The 18934-nt window shown below is 68.7% G+C and carries 13 protein-coding genes and 1 tRNA gene; 9 read left to right on the forward strand and 5 right to left on the reverse strand.

What is annotated here, in order from left to right; all coding sequences use genetic code 11:
* Position 1 precedes the first annotated feature (1 nt).
* Entirely contained in the window at positions 2-889 is an 888-nt protein-coding gene (gene ligD / locus ACWGJ5_RS05090; RefSeq protein WP_453308404.1) for a non-homologous end-joining DNA ligase, read from the reverse strand.
* 129 nt (positions 890-1018) lie between these two features.
* Between ligD and ku the strand changes: the two genes are divergently transcribed.
* Positions 1019-2053 carry a non-homologous end joining protein Ku gene (gene ku, locus ACWGJ5_RS05095; RefSeq protein WP_453308405.1) on the forward strand — a complete coding sequence of 345 codons (1035 nt, stop codon included), beginning with the start codon at positions 1019-1021 and terminating at the stop codon, positions 2051-2053.
* A 1069-nt stretch (positions 2054-3122) separates the two neighbouring features.
* Here ku and ACWGJ5_RS05100 read toward each other — a convergent pair.
* Positions 3123-3923, reverse strand: coding sequence for an FkbM family methyltransferase (locus ACWGJ5_RS05100; protein ID WP_453308406.1), 801 nt, complete (start codon positions 3921-3923; stop codon positions 3123-3125).
* Between the two features lie 120 nt (positions 3924-4043).
* On the opposite strand from ACWGJ5_RS05100, the gene ACWGJ5_RS05105 reads away from it, so the two are divergent.
* Positions 4044-4619 (forward strand): DUF6083 domain-containing protein, encoded by a 576-nt coding sequence (locus ACWGJ5_RS05105; protein WP_453308407.1) that lies wholly within the window; start codon positions 4044-4046, stop codon positions 4617-4619.
* Here ACWGJ5_RS05105 and ACWGJ5_RS05110 read toward each other — a convergent pair.
* Positions 4547-5776, reverse strand: coding sequence for a S53 family peptidase (locus ACWGJ5_RS05110; protein ID WP_453308408.1), 1230 nt, complete (start codon positions 5774-5776; stop codon positions 4547-4549). The genes ACWGJ5_RS05105 and ACWGJ5_RS05110 overlap by 73 nt on opposite strands.
* A gap of 1094 nt (positions 5777-6870) precedes the next feature.
* Here ACWGJ5_RS05110 and ACWGJ5_RS05115 point away from each other — a divergent pair.
* Both ACWGJ5_RS05115 and ACWGJ5_RS05120 read left to right on the forward strand, forming a co-directional pair.
* Positions 6871-9393: a DUF4132 domain-containing protein gene (locus tag ACWGJ5_RS05115; protein WP_453308409.1), complete on the forward strand. Its 2523-nt coding sequence runs from the start codon at positions 6871-6873 to the stop codon at positions 9391-9393.
* A gap of 279 nt (positions 9394-9672) precedes the next feature.
* A complete protein-coding gene (locus tag ACWGJ5_RS05120; protein WP_453308410.1) occupies positions 9673-11004 on the forward strand; it encodes a tyrosine-type recombinase/integrase in 1332 nt (443 codons plus the stop codon).
* Positions 11005-11160: 156 nt separating this feature from the next.
* On the opposite strand, the gene ACWGJ5_RS05125 is transcribed toward ACWGJ5_RS05120, so the two are convergent.
* Positions 11161-12279 carry a hypothetical protein gene (locus ACWGJ5_RS05125; RefSeq protein WP_453308411.1) on the reverse strand — a complete coding sequence of 373 codons (1119 nt, stop codon included), beginning with the start codon at positions 12277-12279 and terminating at the stop codon, positions 11161-11163.
* A gap of 410 nt (positions 12280-12689) precedes the next feature.
* A tRNA-Arg gene (locus tag ACWGJ5_RS05130) sits at positions 12690-12761 on the reverse strand.
* Positions 12762-12949: 188 nt separating this feature from the next.
* Here ACWGJ5_RS05130 and ACWGJ5_RS05135 point away from each other — a divergent pair.
* The 5 genes from ACWGJ5_RS05135 to thrC all read left to right on the forward strand — a co-directional run bounded on the left by ACWGJ5_RS05135 (position 12950) and on the right by thrC (position 18921).
* The gene (locus ACWGJ5_RS05135) at positions 12950-13534 is read left to right on the forward strand and encodes a response regulator (protein ID WP_453308412.1); all 585 of its coding nucleotides are present in this window, start codon (positions 12950-12952) and stop codon (positions 13532-13534) included.
* Positions 13535-13650: 116 nt separating this feature from the next.
* Positions 13651-14973: an ArgS-related anticodon-binding protein NrtL gene (nrtL, locus tag ACWGJ5_RS05140; protein ID WP_453308413.1), complete on the forward strand. Its 1323-nt coding sequence runs from the start codon at positions 13651-13653 to the stop codon at positions 14971-14973.
* Between the two features lie 53 nt (positions 14974-15026).
* Positions 15027-16418, forward strand: a complete 1392-nt coding sequence (gene lysA, locus ACWGJ5_RS05145) for a diaminopimelate decarboxylase (protein ID WP_453308414.1) — start codon at positions 15027-15029, stop codon at positions 16416-16418.
* Positions 16419-16563: 145 nt separating this feature from the next.
* Complete coding sequence (locus ACWGJ5_RS05150; RefSeq protein WP_453308415.1) at positions 16564-17856, forward strand: homoserine dehydrogenase; 1293 nt, start codon at positions 16564-16566, stop codon at positions 17854-17856.
* A 6-nt stretch (positions 17857-17862) separates the two neighbouring features.
* The gene (gene thrC, locus ACWGJ5_RS05155) at positions 17863-18921 is read left to right on the forward strand and encodes a threonine synthase (protein ID WP_453308416.1); all 1059 of its coding nucleotides are present in this window, start codon (positions 17863-17865) and stop codon (positions 18919-18921) included.
* Positions 18922-18934: the final 13 nt, after the last annotated feature.

An 18934-nucleotide genomic window follows, 5' to 3' on the forward strand; every position in this document is an offset into this window, starting at 1 on the left:
CTCAGGGGAGCGCCGCGGCCGTCTCCGGATCCAGCAGTCCGGCCATGAGATCCCCGAGGTCCTGCAGCCGCGGCGCGATGTCCTCCGCCCGGAACTCCAGCTGCGCCGGGTCGCGGCAGTCGGCGACCTCCTCCCAGGTCACCGGCGCGGACACCAGCGGGGCCCGGCGGGCGCGCAGCGTGTACGGCGTGGCCGTGGTCTTGCGGGCCGCGTTCTGGCTCCAGTCGACGAACACCTTCCCCGGTCTGAGGCTCTTCGTCATCCGGTGCACCACCAGTCGCGGCATCGCCCGCTCGGCCTCCACGGCGAGCGCCTTCGCGTACTCGCTCGTCCGCTCGGAGGACGAGCCCCGGACGCAGGCCAGCAGGTGCAGCCCCTTCGACCCGGCCGCCTTCGGGTACGCCTCGATGCCGTCCGCCGCGAGCCGCTCGCGCAGCCACAGGGCCACCTGGCAGCAGTGGACGATCGTCGCGGGCGCGCCCGGGTCGAGGTCGAAGACCAGCCGGTCGGCCTCGTTTGGGGTCTGCACCAGCCACTGATGGGTGTGGAACTCGGTGACCAGGTTCGCCGCCCAGACCAGGCTCGCCAGATCCTGCAGGACCACCATCCGGGCCGGGCTGTCCGCCGAGGACCGCGGCACCTCGGCGGTGGTGACCCACTCGGGCGTACCCGGCGGCACGTTCTTCGTGAAGAACACCTGCCCCTCCGGCCCGTCCGGATAGCGCAGGAAGGACACGGCCCGGTCGCGCAGGTGCGGCAGCAGCACGTCGGCGCTGGTCGCGTAGTAGTGGACCAGCTCCGCCTTGGTGAAGCCGGTCTCCGGATACAGCACCTTCTCCAGATTGCTGAGCGCGACCCGCCGCCCCTCCACCTCTGTGATAGGCGTCATACGATGACAATCCCAGAAAAAGGGATGAAACCAGTTGAACCCCCGGAACCGGTGGCAACGGTGTGTGGCAACGGTCGGAACCGGTTGAACCGATGAACCTGTCCCATCGGCAGAGGAAGGGTGCGGCACGTGCGATCCATATGGAACGGCGCCATCTCCTTCGGTCTCGTCAGCATCCCGATCAAGCTGGTGAACGCCACGGAGAGCCACTCGATCTCCTTCCGCCAGATCCACACCGAGGACAACGGCCGCATCCGCTACCGCAAGGTGTGCGAGCTGGAGGACCGCGAGGTCAGCCAGGCCGAGATCGGCAAGGCGTACGAGGACGCGGACGGCACGATCATCCCGATCACCGACGACGACCTCTCCCACCTGCCGATCCCGACCGCCCGCACGATCGAGATCGTGGCCTTCGTGCCGGGCGACCGGATCGACCCGCTCCAGATGGGCGCGGCGTACTACCTGGCGGCCGGCGGGGCCCCTGCGGCGAAGCCGTACACACTGCTCCGCGAGGCCCTGAAACGCAGCAACAAGGTGGCCATCGCGAAGTACGCCCTGCGCGGCCGCGAACGCCTCGGCATGCTCCGGGTGATCGGCGACGCCATCGCCATGCACGGCCTGCTCTGGCCCGACGAGGTCCGCGCCCCCGAGGGCGTCGCCCCCGACGCGCACGTCACCATCCGCGACAAGGAGCTCGACCTCGCCGACGCCCTGATGGACACCCTCGGCGAGGTCGACCTGGAAGACCTGCACGACGAGTACCGGGAGGCCCTGGAGGAGGTCATCGCCGCGAAGGCCTCCGGCGAGGCCCCACCAGAGGCCCCGGAGCCGGCCGCCGGCGGCAAGGTGCTGGACCTGATGGCCGCACTGGAGAACAGCGTCCGAGCGGCACGCGAGTCGCGCGGCGAGACGGCGCCCCCCGGGGGTCCGGCCGAGGTCAGACCCATGCCACGGAGAGCCGCCCCCAAGGCTGCGGGCGGCAAGAAGTCCACGTCCACGGCAAAGAAGCCGGCCACCACGAAGAAGGCGGAGCCGGCGCGCAAGTCGACGTCCAAGACGGCGTCCAAGGCGGCTCAGGGGGCGAAGAAGACGGCGGCGGCGAAGAGCACGGCGAAGAAGACGGCGGCGAAGAAGACGACGACGTCCCGCAAGCGGACGGCATGACGGTCAGGCCCGCCCATCGTCCGACCAGGGCTCGCCCCACTCGGACGCAAAGCGCCCACCGGCAGCCGATCACGAGTGGCGGGTGATTGGGCACCGACCTCGACCCCCGAGAGCGTGACCATGACCGACGTGACCGACCGTCCACGCCGGCCTGGCACACCCTGCTGGCGGCCTCCGTGGTTGTGGCCCTGTCCGGTTCCTTCACCCGTATCTGTACGGCATCACGCGGTGTCGGACCACTGGTGGGCGAAGATCTCGAAAGCCCTGGAGGGGGAGGGCGACAGGAGCCAACTGACAACTGGTGCCCGGGGTTTCCGCTGTATTCCATGGTCGTGCTGCCCCTGACACCATGGGTACGGCTGCGTGACGGGAGTGCTGAGGGGGAGCCGTGGCCCAGTCTGAAGTTCCAGTGGCTTGGATCGGTCTTGGCGGCGTGATAGTGGGCGCCGTAGCTACCGCGCTGGGGGCCAGATATACGTCACTCGGGACCGTCAAGGCCGCGACCATTACACAACTCGATCCCCTCCAAACCGAACTCCACTCCTTCACATCACCGTTCATCGAGGCAAGGATCCAGCTGATGCCGGCATTGGGAGGAGAAACCCCGTCCGACAGGTGGACAGGGATCGCGCCAACCTTGCCGCGTGCTGCCCCCAGGTGGTGTTCCATGGCATCTGACCCGCTGGAGCTGTTCGAGAAGCCGGTGATCGTGCGAAGCCACGCTCACCAGGTCGATGGCCAAATACGCTCTCATCAGGCCCGCGGCGCTCACACACTGGATCCAGACGCCCATGCATCCGTACGCGCCCTCCACAAAGAGCTCGGTGATGCAGTCGACCAGTTCTCACGCGCCCTCAAACGCCTCGCGAAGCGAGGGCTGGGTGTCGTGTAGCCACTCCGAGGTGTGCCGGAGCGCCCTGCAATCGGCTGAGTACCGCATATCAGTCCACGAGTGGTCCACGATCCCCAACGGGTCGAGTGTGGTCTTCGACGATCCCCCCCCGTGAGCCCCGCCAGGCCGGGGGGACCGGCAAGTCCGTTGACAATCGAGTGCCGGTGCTGCGCGTGGTCAGGGCTTGACCGCGAACACCATGCCGATGTCGCCGGCCTGCTGCACCGGGTCCTGTTCGGTGCTGACCGTGAAGCCGTGCGTGAGGAGGACCTCGCAGACTGTGTCGCGGTTCTGCTCCCAGCGCTCCACCTCGACGACGGCCTGGCGGATCAGCGGCCAATGCCGTTCCTCGATGCCTCTGAGTACATCGAGTTCGGCGCCTTCCACGTCGACCTTGAGCAGGTCGATGTGGTCGATGCCCTGCTCGTCGAGCGCTGATGACAGGGGCCTGACCTGCACCCGGTGCGTCTCAAGCCGCTGCATCACCCGCAGCTTGCGGCTGACGAGAAGAGTGAGGATGGGAGCGGATACGCGGCGCAGGACCGGTCCCAGGCCGCCCTGGCGGATCATTTCGACAACGCTGGCGGTGACCCGCCGCCGCTCAGCCTCGATGTTCCCCTGATCCCGCGAGGAGGACGAGAAGATCGTGGCGGCCGGAACGTAGCTGAAATCGAGCTCGTCGTCACGGGATGCCAGGCCGTAAGGCAGTGCGGTCAGACGTCCGTTGAAGAACTCGCGGGCATTGCGTTCGAGTGTCGCGTGGAGTGGCGGCAGCGGCTCGAAGGCGTAGATCCGCACGTCTCCGTCCAGCCGCTCGTAGACGGCTGCCGAGAACACACCGATGTTGGCACCGACGTCAAGTACCGTCGCGCCCGGCGTGCACTCGACGCCGTGGGTGAAGTAGCCGCCCACCTCCTCGCGCAGGAAGGACGCCTCCCAACGATTGATACTGTGCAGTTCAATCGCATTCATGGCCATGACAAGGTCATTTATCAGGGTTGGAGCCAACAATCCAGCCCGCACGCCTCACTTCGGCCGACCTGCGGCGAAGAGGCGTAGACGGCGGGTGGACCGTGGGCGGGTTCCCCGCTGTTCGCCGTGGCTCCCCGTACGATCTGGCACGCTCGCCGAGGTGCCGACCCTCGCCCTATCGGGGCTTTGGAGAAGACACCGCGCCGGCTGGGGAGCGGACAGTCGCGCTGCTCGTACTGCGGCTTACCGCAAGATCGGGTGGCGACGCTTGAGTATGACTGGGTGATGTTGGAACCGGACATGGCTCCACTGGCCCACACGGTGCCCGCGGAGCACCGGTGGATCGAGCTGTCTCATGGGCGGGTGACCGTCTACGGGGTTTGTCCGCCGGATCAGTTCCCGCGGTGCCGTATCGAGCACCGCCCGGCCTGCCCGGCACAGCCGCTGCCGGATCTGTGGCCGTGGCTGACGGCCCTGCGAGGGGAGAACGCGCGGCAGGCGGAACGGGACGAGCCGGAGCCGCCTCCGCCCTCCGAGCAATGGCCGGACGCCGGCCGACGAGCCGCCGTCCCGGCGCGGGCGCCCGGCAGTGGTACGCCGGGCGCCCGCGTCTCGGGGACAGGATGCGGTCAGCCCGCCTTGGCGAGGGCCGGGACGAAGCGGGCCGCGTCGATCGTTCCGACACCGGTCGCCATGTCGTAGCCCTTCACCGCGGTGTAGCCGGTGACTCCCGCGTAGCTGTTGTTCGTGCCGTCCTTCACGTCCACGATCCCGGTGGACGGGTTCGACGAGGACTTCGCGTACAGCGAGTACAGCGCCTGGTGGATGTCCCCCAGCCGGTGCCCGGCAACCTGGTCGGCCAGGGCCACGATTCCTGCGAAGAGCGGGCTGGCCTCGCTGGTGCCGACGTAGACCTCCCAGCCGACCCGCTTGGGGTCGTAGCTGGAGTACACCCATCCGCCGCCCTTCAGCGCGGCGGACATGGAGACGTCCGGGGTGCTGCGGTGATTACCGGCCACCCCGTTCTGATACGAGGGGCGGGCGAAGACGTGGGACTGGCCGCCGCCGCTGGCGCCGTGGTCGTTGTAGACGCTGTCCGGCGCGATGCGGTTGCCGTTGGCGTCCAGGTGCAGTTGGGTGCCGCCGACCGAGACCACCAGGGGGTCGTCGGTCGGCCAGGCGTTGACCCTGTACGGATAGGTGGTCTGGCCGTTCGAGGTGGTGTCGGTGGGTCCGCTGTCGCCGGAAGCGTCGGTGACGGTCACATGGTGCTTGGCCGCGTCCTTGTAGGCGTACCGCAGGTTCTGGATGCTGGAGAAGTCGCCCTTGCTGAAGCCGGGGAAGTTGTTCTCCGCCACGCCCCAGCTCTGGCTGATCACATCGCCCACGCCGCGGTCGATGAGCGACTTCTCGGCGTCCATGACCTCCCGCAGGCCGGTGGTGCCGTCCCCGATCCGGCCGACCCCGGTCTCCGCCAGGACGATGTGCGCGTCCGGGGCGACGGCATGCGCCATCTCCACGTCGAGGGTGGTCTCCCCGGCCCAGCCGATCTGGTCGGCGTCGCCGGGGTCGAAGCGCGGGACGTTGCCCCACTTGACCACGTCGACATGGGTGCTCTTCATGCCGAACCGGGCGCTGTAGACATCCAGGTCCTTCTGGATGGTCGGCGAACCGAACGGATCCACGATCACGATCGTGCGCCCCTTGCCGGTCACTCCTGCCTTGTACAGCGGGTTCAGGTTGTACGCCTGGCGGTACTGGATCGCGTTGTAGCAGTCGAACCCCCACATCGCCCGGCACTGCGCAGTGGTCATCAGGCTGCCGGCCCCGCTCTTCGACTGCTGCCCGGCCGCCGGCACGGGCTTGACTTCTTGCGCCGGTCGCACGGGGGCAGCGACGGCGACGGAACCAGACAAGAGCGCTGTTATCGCTGCGAAACTGGTGAGGCTGGTGAGGCTGGTGACCCAGGCCGCGGCGACAGCAGTGCGCCGCCGCGCATGAATCCTGCGCATGGATGCTCCTCGTAGTGGACTAGACCACGCTCGGCCGTGGACTGCGATCCCACCCCGAGGCCGTCCATGAGGCAAGGGATTGCCTCTGTGTCACTTGTCACTGCTTCATCCGATTCGATGCCCTATGTCCATGGCGGGCGTGTCCCGCACGGCCTCGGCAACCCATCGAGGGCGCGCATGCCGGCCTGGTTGTTGCGCGGCTTCAGTCCAGGTGGCAGTGGGGCCTTTGCGTGTTGGGCTGTCTCCTGGGCAGTCGCGACGGGCGCGATATCCGCTATATCGGTTTTAAGAGATAACTCAGGTGTGACTGCTTAATGAGATACGTCACGGTCTGACCGTTGAAGAGCGGGCGACGCTTGAGCGGGATCGGGTGCCGCTGGAGCCGGACATCGCGCCACGCGTCCACTCGATGCCGAGCTGAGCGGTCGGTGGCGTCGGAGCCCTCGGAGGGGCGGCCGGACGCAGGTGCCGGTCCGTCGAATGTGGCGGCTGACCTCGGCAGACGCTCCAAGATCCTGTCCACGAATAGTCCACAGACCCCGTCCTGGGGCCGCTCAGCGCTGCCTACGCCTGCGCATACGCGAAGACCCCGTCCTCAGCGTTCTCGCTGGTGGCGGGATCTTTGGGCACCTTATACAGGGTGCCCCGGCGGGGACTCGGAAAATGGGCACAGCGAGAGCCACTGGTCGGGGGCGGGAAGCTGGTGATCCAGGCGCTTGTCCGGCTGAATCGGTAGCGCGTGATCACGGCGATGGTGGCGGCGGTTCTTGTCGCTTCGGACATGCATGGCCATCGGGTGCGCCGGCCCTGACACGGCCCGCTCCCCGGGACACCGTGCCCGGAACGACTTCTGGCTACCGGCAGTTGGACCCGTGATTCAACAGGCGCGATGACCCTTCACGTTGGTTGTCTTGTCAGTGTCCCCTGCCATCATCTCGCCTATGTTCTACGAAGCCTTGGTGGCCGAATCGCGTAGGAACGACTCGCTCGACGACGTGAGGTCTGCCGCCCTCGACGGCGTCCGCTGGCTCGTCGACCTCCTGGACCGTCAGCGGACGGAGCCCCGGTGGGACGCCTCCGCGGCGTTGCGAGGACCGCAGGAATTCGAGCGAATCCAGGCGATACGCGCGGCGACCCAGTCCGAGATCGACGGGCGGCTTGCGGCCTCCTCGGACGAGGAGGGCAGGGCCGCGGCCCTGTGCCTGATGCTGGCCTCCCGCTTCGACAACACCGGATCCTGGCGGTACGACTCCGAGATCAAGACCGTGGTCTCACGGGTGCATGGCTGGACCCCGGACGAGGTCGCGGTGATGCTGTGCCACGTCACCGAGTTCGACATGGGCTTCTGGTCTGCCGGCTCCCTAGGGGCGGCGCTGGATGCCGCCGAGCGGCTCGGCGCCAACGGCTGCCGTGCGATCGCCCCCAGGCTGCGGCACGCTCACGCGAAGCTCATGAGCGGCGATATCCCCGCGCACCAGCACGGACCGCTCGTCAAGCGCCTCCGCGCGCTGCTCGCGAGCGTGGACGAGGCGCGCATCCCCGAGGGGCTCATCCCGCCGTACGCCCCCTGGGCCGCCGCGCTGCGCGACCGCGCGAACACGGTGCCGACGCCGGAGCTGGCCGACTTCGTCCGGCACCTGGGGAGTCTGTCGGGGCCGCGTCCCTCGCAGCGGTGGCGGCGGACGTGCCGCACGCTCATGGACGCCGCTTCGGCGCGCGATCTGGCGGCCGAGATCCTGCGGGCGCTGGCCGAGGACGATCCGCTGTGCAGCCGGGAAAGCGGCCCGGCCACCCGTTGGAGCTCCGGCGCGTACCACTACCACTACGTCGTTCACCAGAACGACGGGGATCTGGCGCGCGGCATCGTCTGGGCAGCCACACTGACCGGCGGGCCGACAGCTGTGCCGTATCTCGGCGCGCTCGCCCTGCGGACCGGCGGCCCCAGGGCCGACGTGGTCGAGGACCTCAGGCTCGCGGGCGCGGCGATCAACGCGCTGGTCGAGGTCGACGATCCGGCCGCACTGGAGACTCTGTGGCGGCTGCAATCGCAGATCAGGCACCGGGCTCTGCTCAAGCAGCTCGACACCGCGCTGGTGGCGTCCGCCGCAAGGCAGGGGGTCACGGCGGGCCAGCTGATCGAGCGCAGCGTGCCCGGCCACGGTCTGGAGCCAGACGGCTCGTTCGAGCGGGAGCTGGGTGGATACCGGGCGCGTGTGACGGTAGAGGACGCGGTGACGGTGCGGCTCACCTTCACGGGCCCCGACGGCCGGACGTCCCGTACGGCCCCGGCGACAGTGAAGGACGGCTTCCCGGACGAGCTCAAAGAGTTGAAGGCCCTGGCCAAGGAGGTGCGGGGGACACTGTCGGGGGAGCGGGCCCGTGTCGAGGCGCTGATGTCGGCCGGGCGCGAGTGGCCGTATGACGAGTGGTGCCGCTACTACCGCGACCATCCGGTCACCGGAACTCTCGTCCGCGGGCTGATCTGGGAGTACCGGAACGTCGAGGATGCGGACGGCGAGTGGCGTGCGATGTCCCCGATGGCCGAGCCGCCCGGCGAACCCGAGCGCGTCCGGTTGTGGCATCCGATCCGGGCGACGGCGGATGACATCAGGACATGGCGGGAGCGGCTCGTTGCCGAGCGGCTGCGGCAGCCGTTCAAACAGGCCTTCCGGGAGATCTACCTCCTCACCCCGGCGGAGGAGGAGACCGGCGTCTACTCCAACCGGTTCGCCGCCCACATCGTCCACTACCGGCAGCTCTACGCGCTGTTCAAGGAACGCGGCTGGCAGGCCAACTTCCTCGGCCGGTACGACGGCGGTTACGACGGGAAGGCGCGGGGAGAGTTCGGCGACGGCCAGTGGCGGGCATGCTTCCACCACGAGCCCGCCGCGGACGACGACGGCGGCTACGCGCCCGAGCACGCCGCGACGGACCAGGTCCGCTTCGAGCGGCGGGTTGGCCGGCGCTGGCGGGAGGTTCCGCTGGCGGAGGTGCCCCCGCTGGTGTTCAGCGAGGCGATGCGGGACGTCGATCTGTTCGTGGGCGTGGCATCGATCGCCGCCGATCCCGACTGGACCGACCGGGGCGAGGATCGCTATGCCGGGTACTGGCGGACGGCTACGTTCGGTGCGCTGACAGTGAGTGCCGAGGTCCGCCGCGAGACGCTGGAACGAATCCTGCCGCGCCTGAAGATCGCCGGCCGGTGCTCGCTCGACGGCCGCTTCCTGGTGGTCCGCGGGGACCTGGGCACGTACAAAATCCATCTGGGTTTGGCCAACATCCTGATGGAACCGGACGACAGCTACCTGTGCATCGTCCCGGCACGGCGCTCGGGGGACGGCAAGGTGTTCCTGCCGTTCGAGGATGAACGGCTCTCCCTGATCCTCAGCAAGGCGTTCCTACTCGCGACCGACACGAAGATCACCGACAAGACGATCCTCCGACAGATCAAGAGAGGCGCCTGACGGACCTCGCCGCCCGGCTAATGCGCGCGCTGACCGACCCGGACTTCCCACTTCAGGACCAGGACAGGCACCCGGATCTGTCGCAGGTCTCCGACGAGAAGCTCGGCAGCCTGCTCGTGGCGGCTTACCGAGTGGACGCCTCGGCCGCACCCGCGATGAGGATGGTCCGCTTCCCGGTGGAGGACGCGGCTGGGGAACGACAGCCGCGCTATACGCCCGACGCATGCTGCCGGATGTTCGAGATACTCGTCGAAAGGTACGAGGTGGCGCCTCCGGTGGGTGGTCGCAGGGCGGGTGCACGGCGGCACGTTCACCACATTGGCTCTCGCGGAGAGCCGACGGTCCGAGCTGTGGCAGGCCATGAATCGGCGTGGTGAAGCATTCGAGATCGAATCGGGGCTGCCGGAGTCCGAGGTACGCGCAGCGGCCAAAGCCGCCGAAGCAGCGGACGCCGAACCGCCCGCGCGGTGGTTCGAGTTCTGCCGCAAGTACGTGGCCGGGCGATGGCGCACAGCTGCGGCCAAGACCCGTGAAGGCATGGCCGACGGTCTCGCCGCCGTGACTCTCGCCATGGTCAAGCGCGGGGACGACGCTCCTGACGATGAGACCCTTCGTCTGGCCTTCCGGTGGGGGATCGTGCCCGCGGACGAGGGGGAGGACCCGCCGGCCGAACTCAAGGCCGCGTACGAGTGGGTCACCACGACCGACCGGCCGTTGGGCGACCTTGCCGATGCTGAGGTGTTCGAGGAGGTGCTGTACCGCGTCAGCTACAAGCTGGACGGCACCCCGGCGGCGGGCGACACGTACAAGCGGCGCCGCCGCGGCCTGAACACCGCCCTCGAACACGCCCTGGTCGCCGGGGAGATCCCGGAGAACCCGCTTCAGCGGGCCCGCCGGAAACACATCGGCTCGAATGACGTGGTGGACCGCCGCGTCCTGGTGAACGCCGCGCAGGCGCGGCAGTTGCTCACAGCCGTCTCCTACGTTGGGTCGTGGGATCGCTGCCGTGGGCGGCGCCTGGTGGCCCTCTACGCGGCGCTGTACTACGCGGGGCTCCGGCCCGCCGAGGCGGTTGGGCTTCGACTGTCGGACTGCCACTTGCCCGACTCGGGTTGGGGCACGCTGACGCTGCGCGAGACGCGTCCTGTCTCCGGCAAGCAGTGGACCGACTCCGGGGAGCGGCATGACCGCCGGGGTCTGAAGGCGCGGGAGGCAACCAGCGACCGGCCGGTGCCCATCCCGCCCGTCCTGGTCACTATCCTCCGGGCGCATCTGGAGGAGTTCGGGACAGCCAAGGAAGGGCGCGTGTTCGGCAACGAGCGCGGGGGAGTGGTCGGCTCGTCCACTTACTGGCGCGTGTGGGAAGAGGCACGGAAGTACGCGCTTCCGCCCGAGCGCGTGGACTCGCCCTTGGCCGGACGTCCGTACGACTTGCGGCACGCTTGCATCACACGATGGCTGAACGCGGGCGTTCCGATCGCTGAAGTAGCTCGCCGGGTTGGTAACTCGCCAGAGGTGATTCACCGGCGGTACCACGGGTGCATCGACGGCCATGAGGAAGTCGCCAATGCGCGAATCGATTTAGCGTTGAGGCAAGAGGGAGACGAATAACAGAGATTGGTCATGGGTGCTGCGGGGTTAGCTATGTGTCATCCCCGCAGCGCCTTCTTTTATCCCTGGATAACGTTCTTCTATCCATAGTGTGTGATAGTAACTATTAAATCTGCACCGTGCGCATATCTGGCATGTCTCGGTTGTCGATGGACGTTACAACGCGTTCGGGCCGGACGGCGAGGAAGATCCTCTGTGAAGACGCGCCAGCAACCTCTCGGAACCCCGCGTGCCGTGGCGCCAGAAGGCGACCGCAGTAATGATGAGAACCGTCGTGGCAAGTGCATATTGTTCTTGCACCCGCAGTAGCCACATCGCTGGCACGCATACCATGAATGACAGTCCTAGGCCAACGCTGACGGTGATGGCCCACTGCTGACCTTCCAGGCGGTCACCGTCAGTGCCCGTCAGTTCCTCGTCGGGCAGAAGGGCACATATACGCCCAGCGGCATGATTGTCAGCGATCCGGATTCCATGCTGTGCAAGCCTTCTGAGTGCCTCGTCGGGGCCGGTGTAAAGCTCGTTTTCTGTGGCATACAGAGCCGCGATCACTTTGCAAGCATGGGTTCGCATGGCTGTGCGCTGCGCGCGTCGGTTGGTCATGCCGCCGCCATGGCGTGCGGCCGCGTTCAGGCTGCGCGCGAGGCGCTCTGTGGCATCCTCGACTGCAGCGATCTTCTGATTCCTCGCCCCCAAAGGGGACCGGAAGGCATCCCGGCAGGAGGTCACCAAGTCAACTGCCGGGCCTACAGGAGTGTTCAGCAACGCAGGGCGCCAGATCGATCGCCGATCGGTGAGCCCCAGAAGGATGAGCCAGAGGAGTGCTCCAACAAGGAGCTCATGAAATAGCCACATAAGAAACACCGCCGTCATGGCGCGCCATCCGAGATTGGCGGTCGCCCAAGCCCCCGCGGCCCCCAAACCATGATTCAGCATCTGAGCCCACGTCTCATTGATCTGTCCAGGAGTGAAGCGCTCAGGGGTGCCGGTGAGCCATTGGAACCACAGAAATGGTATCGAATTGGGGCGTTCTGTAGTGTATACGGCAAATGCAATGTGTTCAAGAATGCCAAGGATAAAGATTCTTAGCGCTTGGCGTCCGAGCCCGACCAACCTCCTTTTTGAGGCTATGAGTGCATTCTCCATGGCGTCCCAGTTGAGCGGCCCGTAGTCGATGCCGAGTTGCTGTAGGGCCAGCCTGGCGCGCTCTACTCGCCCCTCATGCGGCGACGGAGCATCCGCATACCCCGGAGGCGTGACGGCTTCGTTAAGCATGTCGCGAGCGTACTGGTGCCAGGGGCGGGCTGTGGTTGTTTCCGAGGGAGGGCCATCCTTTCGGGATCCCCGGCCTCCTTGCCGCGCTTGGCGTCTCTGTTGTCTGTACGTACCCCTTTGGGGAACTTGTCCTGCCCATCCAGGCCGACAATGTCGGCTGCGACGTTCGCCGGGCATTCCGATGCTCCTGGGTGGGGCGCACGCGCTGCGAGCCTCATTCGAGCCAGTGGGCGAATTCCGCCGGCTCCTGGCCAAGCGGGCCATCGTTGGTGGGCGGCAGAGTGTGTCGGAGGTGTGTCGCGACCACTGAGAGACAACGAGAGAGGGCGGGAGTCAGTGAGACTGACTCTCGCCCTCTTCTCTCGGCATCCGCCCTGGTCAGCGCCTGATTTCTGCTGATCCTGGGCGAGTGCCCCCGGCAGGATTCGAACCTGCGCACACGGCTCCGGAGGCCGTTGCTCTATCCCCTGAGCTACGGGGGCGTGTCGGCTGCGGAGCTCTTCGCTCGCGGCGACGGGTAGAACACTATCAGGTCGGGCGGGGTGATCAGGAACCCGTTTCCGCGGGTGCCGGACAGGGTGGGTCCACTGCGTGCCGGGCTGGTCCCCTGTACGGGGTGGAAGTGGGGAAAACCCGGACGCGGTGGCCGGTCCGGACCTACTCTCGACTTGTGCCAGGCGCCTCGGGTCGGGTGCTTGTTGTGGACGACAACAAGGTCATCCGGCAGCTGATCAGGGTCAACCTCGAACTGGAAGGGCTCGAGGTCGTGACCGCGGCCGACGGTGCCGAGTGTCTGGACGTGGTGCACCAGGTGCGGCCCGATGTCGTGACGCTCGACGTCGTCATGCCCCGGCTGGACGGCCTGCGCACCGCGGCCCGGCTCCGGGCCGACCCCCGTACGCATCATCTGCCCCTCGCCATCATCAGCGCGTGCACGCAGTACGAGGTCGACACCGGCCTCGACGTCGGCGTGGACGCCTTCCTCGCCAAGCCCTTCGAGCCCGCCGAGCTCGTACGACTCGTCAAGCAGCTGATCGAGCGCGGGGGCGGGGGTGGGGGCGACGGGGGAGACGGGCGCGGGGGAGGACGGAGAGGACATCACGGCGGCGGTGGGGGCAGCGGCGGAGAGGGTGATGGGGACGGGGACGACGGCGCGGGTGGCGCGGGTGGAGGCGGGGGTGACGGCAGGGTTCCCGGGGGCGTCGCCGACGGGATCTCCGATGGCGTGCCGGGTGGGATCTCGTCCGGTGGCTGAGGTGGCCGTCCGCCGGGCCGGCCACGGATCGGTTGCGAGTGCGGCGCGGTCGTAGGGCCGTCCCACAGTAAGAACCGCTTCGCCTACCCACCCCCCTCCTCCCCTACGCTTGTCCCGTGACCCCCGTCGAGTTGTCCCGCACCGTGCTGCACGCGGTGCGTTGTGCTGTCGACGACGGGGAGCTGAGTGTGGCCGTGCCCGAGCGGGTCGTGGTGACCGAGCCGGGGCCCGGGGGGTGCGGGGACTTCGCCACCAACGTCGCTCTGCAGCTCGCCCGGCCCGCCGGGCAGCCCCCGCGGCGGGTCGCCGAGATTCTGCGGCCCCGGCTCGTCGGTGCCGCCGGCATCCGGGACGTCGTCGTGACCGGGCCGGGGTTTCTCAACATCAGCCTCGATGAGCGGGGCGGCCTCGTCGCCGGGCTCGTCCGGGAGATCCGGGACCGTGGTGCCGCTTACGGGCACGGCGACGCCCTCGCCGGGCAGGTCGTCGCGCTGCGGGTGCCGTACGAGGTGCGGGCCGAGGTCGTCGCGGACGCCGTCGTACGGATCGTGGCCACGCAGGGCGGGCGGGCCACCGTCGAGCACGGTGAGCCCGTCAATCTGCGGCCCGTGCCCGCGCCGGAGGATCCGGCGCCGCTGGGCCACGACGCCTCCCAGTGGGCCCTGTTGCATCCCGCCCCGCACGACCGGCCCCGGGTCACCGCCGACCATCTGGTCCAGCGGGAGAGCAATCCGCTGTTCCGGGTGCGGTACGCCCATGCCCGTATCCGGTCCCTCAGCCGCAACGCCGCCCGCCTGGGTTTCGCCGCCGAGCCCGGCCCGCTCGACGCCGGCACGCTCGATACCAGCATGCCTGGGGCCGGTCCACTCGACTCCGGTCCACCCGAGTCCGGCCTGCTGGACACGGCCCGGGTCGACCCCGGCCCGCTCGACCCCGGCCCCTCCGCCGACGCCCGCCCAGCCCGCACCACCCCGGCCACCGCCGTCAACGGTGTCACCGTCGATGGCCCCACGAGCAGCCGTGCCACCGCCGTCAACGGTGTCACCGTCGATGGCCCCACGAGCAGCCGTGCCACCGCCGTCAACGGTGTCACGGTCGATGGCCCCACCAGCAGCCGTGCCACCGCCGCCAACGGTGTCACCGTGAACGGCCCCGCCAGCAGTCGTGCCACCGCCGACGGCACCACCCTCATCACCCTCCTCGCCGACCACCCCCGCATCCTCGCCGCGGCCGCCACTCACCGTGCCCCGGACCGGGTTGCCCGGCATCTCGTCACCGTCGCCGATGCCGTGCTGCCCTTCCTGCCCTGCGTGCTTCCCTGCGGTGAGGAGAAACCCTCGGCCGCCCACCGCGCCCGGCTCGCCCTCGCCGAAGCCGCCGGGACGGTGCTGGCCGGTGGCCTGTCCCTGCTCGGCATCGACGCACCCGAATACCTCTGAGGCCTCTCGCGAGAGATGCCCGGAGAGAGACAGAGAGTCTGAGAGTCACCGCCATGAGCCGTTCCGCCCATCCCGCCGGGCCCCGTCACGCCGACGTCCTGCCCGAGGGGCACTACTCCGCGCCGCCCGCCGACCTCAACGCCCTCGACCACAAGGTGTGGGCCCAGACCGTCGGGCGTGACGCCGACGGGGTCGTCACCGTCGGCGGCGTCGATGTGAAGACCCTCGCCGAGGAGTACGGCACCCCCGCCTACATCCTCGACGAGGCCGACTTCCGCGCACGCGCGCGTGCGTGGCGCACCGCCTTCGGGGCCGGCGCCGACGTGTTCTACGCCGGGAAGGCGTTCCTGTCCCGTGCCGTCGTGCGGTGGCTCGACGAGGAGGGGCTCAACCTCGACGTGTGCTCCGGGGGCGAGCTGGCCACCGCCCTGTCCGCCGGCATGCCGGCCGAGCGCATCGCCTTCCACGGCAACAACAAGTCCGTGGGGGAGATCGACAGGGCCATCCGCGCCGGGGTCGGGCGGATCGTGCTCGACTCCTTCCAGGAGATCGTGCGCGTCGCCCATATCGCGCAGTCCCTGGGCAAGCGGCAGAAGGTCCAGATTCGGATCACCGTGGGCGTCGAGGCGCACACGCACGAGTTCATCGCCACCGCCCATGAGGACCAGAAGTTCGGGATTCCGCTGGCCGGCGGGCAGGCCGCGGAGGCCGTGCGGCGGGCGCTGCAGCTCGACGGGCTCGAGCTGATCGGGATCCACTCCCACATCGGGTCGCAGATCTTCGACATGTCCGGCTTCGAGGTCGCCGCGCACCGCGTCGTCGGGCTGCTCAGGGACGTTCGTGACGAGCATGGTGTCGAGCTGCCCGAGATCGACCTCGGGGGTGGGCTCGGTATCGCCTACACCAGCGACGACGACCCCCGCGAGCCCCACGAGATCGCCAAGGCGCTCACCGAGATCGTCACGCGCGAGTGCGAGGCCGCCCGGCTGAGCACCCCTCGCATCTCCGTCGAGCCCGGGCGCGCCATCGTCGGGCCGACTGCCTTCACGCTCTACGAGGTCGGCACCGTCAAGCCGCTGGACGGGCTGCGGACGTACGTGTCCGTCGACGGCGGCATGTCCGACAACATCCGCACTGCCCTGTACGACGCCGAGTACAGCGTCGCCCTGGTGTCCCGGACCTCCGTCGCCGAGCCCATGCTCGCCCGCGTGGTCGGCAAGCACTGTGAGAGCGGGGACATCGTGGTCAAGGACGCGTTCCTGCCGGCCGACCTTGCGCCGGGGGATCTCATCGCCGTGCCGGCCACCGGTGCGTACTGCCGGTCCATGGCCAGCAACTACAACCATGTGCTGCGGCCGCCCGTCGTCGCGGTGAAGGACGGCGAGGCCCGGGTGATCGTACGGCGTGAGACGGAGGAGGACCTCCTGCGTCTCGACGTCGGCTAGCCCCCCACTGGAGGGCTGGAAGATCTCCGGTCTTTCAGCCCCGAACCCATGAAATACATGTCTCACGATCCGGACCAAGGGTAGAAACTCCCGTCCGGTGAGTGAGACTGGTCCAACCGTAGACGGTATGAGGAAACGAGGTCGGATGATGCGTACGCGTCCGCTGAAGGTGGCGCTGCTGGGCTGTGGGGTTGTCGGCTCAGAGGTGGCGCGCATCATGACGACGCACGCCGACGACCTCGCGGCCCGGATCGGGGCGCCCGTGGAGCTCGCGGGCGTGGCCGTACGGCGCCCGAGCAAGGTGCGCGAGGGCATCGACCCGGCCCTCGTCACCACCGACGCCACCGCCCTCGTCAAACGGGGCGACATCGATGTGGTGGTGGAGGTCATCGGCGGTATCGAGCCCGCCCGGACCCTCATCACCACCGCCTTCGAGCACGGGGCGTCCGTCGTCTCCGCCAACAAGGCCCTGCTCGCCCAGGACGGCGCCGCGCTGCACGCCGCGGCGGACGAGAACGACAAGGACCTCTACTACGAGGCCGCCGTGGCCGGCGCCATCCCGCTGATCCGCCCGCTGCGCGAGTCCCTCGCCGGCGACAAGATCAACCGGGTGATGGGGATCGTCAACGGCACGACCAACTTCATCCTCGACAAGATGGACTCCACGGGCGCGGGCTACCAGGAGGCGCTCGACGAGGCCACCGCCCTCGGGTACGCGGAGGCCGACCCGACCGCCGACGTCGAGGGCTTCGACGCCGCAGCCAAGGCCGCCATCCTCGCCGGCATCGCCTTCCACACGCGCGTGCGCCTCGACGACGTCTACCGCGAGGGCATGACCGAGGTCACCGCCGCCGACTTCCGCTCGGCGAAGGAGATGGGCTGCACCATCAAGCTGCTCGCCATCTGTGAGCGCTCGAAAGACGGGGCGTCCGTCACCGCGCGCGTGCACCCCGCCATGATTCCGCTGACCCATCCGCTCGCCTCCGTGCGCGGCGCGTACAACGCCGTCTTCGTGGAGAGCGACGCCGCCGGTCAGCTGATGTTCTACGGCCCGGGCGCCGGCGGTGCCCCGACCGCCTCCGCCGTGCTCGGTGACCTCGTCGCCGTGTGCCGCAACCGACTCAACGGTGCAACGGGGCCCGGTGAGTCGGCGTACGCCGCCCTGCCCGTCTCGCCCATGGGCGAGGTCGTCACGCGCTATCACATCAGTCTCGACGTCGCCGACAAACCGGGTGTTCTCGCCCAGGTCGCGACCGTGTTCGCCGAGCACGGGGTGTCGATCGATACGGTGCGCCAGCAGGGCAAGGACGGCGAGGCCGCCCTCGTCGTCGTCACCCATCGCGCGTCCGACGCCTCCCTGTCCGGGACCGTCGAGGCGCTGCGCAAGCTCGACACCGTGCGGGGTGTCGCCAGCATCATGCGGGTTGAAGGAGAGTAACCAACAATGACCCACCAGTGGCGCGGAATCATCGAGGAGTACCGGGACCGTCTGCCGGTATCCGACACCACGCCGGTCGTGACGCTCCGCGAGGGGGGCACGCCCCTCGTGCCCGCGCAGGTGCTCTCCGAGCGCACGGGCTGCGAGGTCCACCTGAAGGTGGAGGGGGCCAACCCCACCGGGTCCTTCAAGGACCGCGGCATGACCATGGCCATCTCCAAGGCGAAGGAGGAGGGGGCCAAGGCCGTCATCTGCGCCTCCACCGGCAACACCTCGGCCTCCGCCGCTGCTTACGCCGTGCGGGCCGGCATGGTTTCGGCCGTCCTCGTCCCGCAGGGCAAGATCGCCCTGGGTAAGATGGGCCAGGCCCTCGTGCACGGCGCGAAGATCCTCCAGGTCGACGGAAACTTCGACGACTGCCTCACCCTCGCGCGCTCGCTGAGCGAGAACTACCCGGTGGCGCTGGTCAATTCGGTCAACCCGGTGCGTATCGAGGGCCAGAAGACGGCTGCCTTCGAGATCGTGGACATGCTCGGCGACGCCCCCGACATCCACGTTCTGCCGGTGGGCAACGCGGGCAACATCACCGCCTACTGGAAGGGCTACAAGGAGTACGCCGCCGACGGCCTCGCCACGAAGACCCCGCGCATGTGGGGCTTCCAGGCCTCCGGCAGCGCTCCGATCGTGCGCGGGGAGGTCGTCAAGGACCCGTCGACCATCGCCACCGCCATCCGCATCGGCAACCCCGCCTCCTGGCAGTACGCCCTCGCCGCGCGCGACGAGTCGGGCGGCGCCATCGACGAGGTGACGGACCGTGAAATCCTGCGCGCCTACCGGCTGTTGGCCGCGCAGGAGGGCGTCTTCGTGGAGCCCGCCTCCGCCGCCTCCGTGGCCGGTCTGCTGAAGGCCGCCGAGCAGGGCAAGGTCGACCCGGGCCAGAAGATCGTGTGCACGGTCACCGGCAACGGCCTGAAGGACCCCGACTGGGCCGTCGCCGGCGCCCCGCAGCCGGTCACCGTCCCGGTCGACGCGGTCGCCGCCGCCGAGCGCCTCGGCCTGGCCTGAACCCCGGGAAAAC

Source organism: Streptomyces sp. NPDC054783 (genome assembly GCF_053611725.1).

Bases quoted from the DNA above. Each gene is read 5' to 3' on its own strand.
- ligD (WP_453308404.1), bottom strand. From the start codon at position 889: ATGACGCCTATCACAGAGGTGGAGGGGCGGCGGGTCGCGCTCAGCAAT.
- ACWGJ5_RS05100 (WP_453308406.1), bottom strand. From the start codon at position 3,923: ATGGCCATGAATGCGATTGAACTGCACAGTATCAATCGTTGGGAGGCG.
- ACWGJ5_RS05115 (WP_453308409.1), top strand. From the start codon at position 6,871: ATGTTCTACGAAGCCTTGGTGGCCGAATCGCGTAGGAACGACTCGCTC.
- ACWGJ5_RS05125 (WP_453308411.1), bottom strand. From the start codon at position 12,279: ATGCTTAACGAAGCCGTCACGCCTCCGGGGTATGCGGATGCTCCGTCG.
- lysA (WP_453308414.1), top strand. From the start codon at position 15,027: ATGAGCCGTTCCGCCCATCCCGCCGGGCCCCGTCACGCCGACGTCCTG.
- ACWGJ5_RS05150 (WP_453308415.1), top strand. From the start codon at position 16,564: ATGATGCGTACGCGTCCGCTGAAGGTGGCGCTGCTGGGCTGTGGGGTT.
- thrC (WP_453308416.1), top strand. From the start codon at position 17,863: ATGACCCACCAGTGGCGCGGAATCATCGAGGAGTACCGGGACCGTCTG.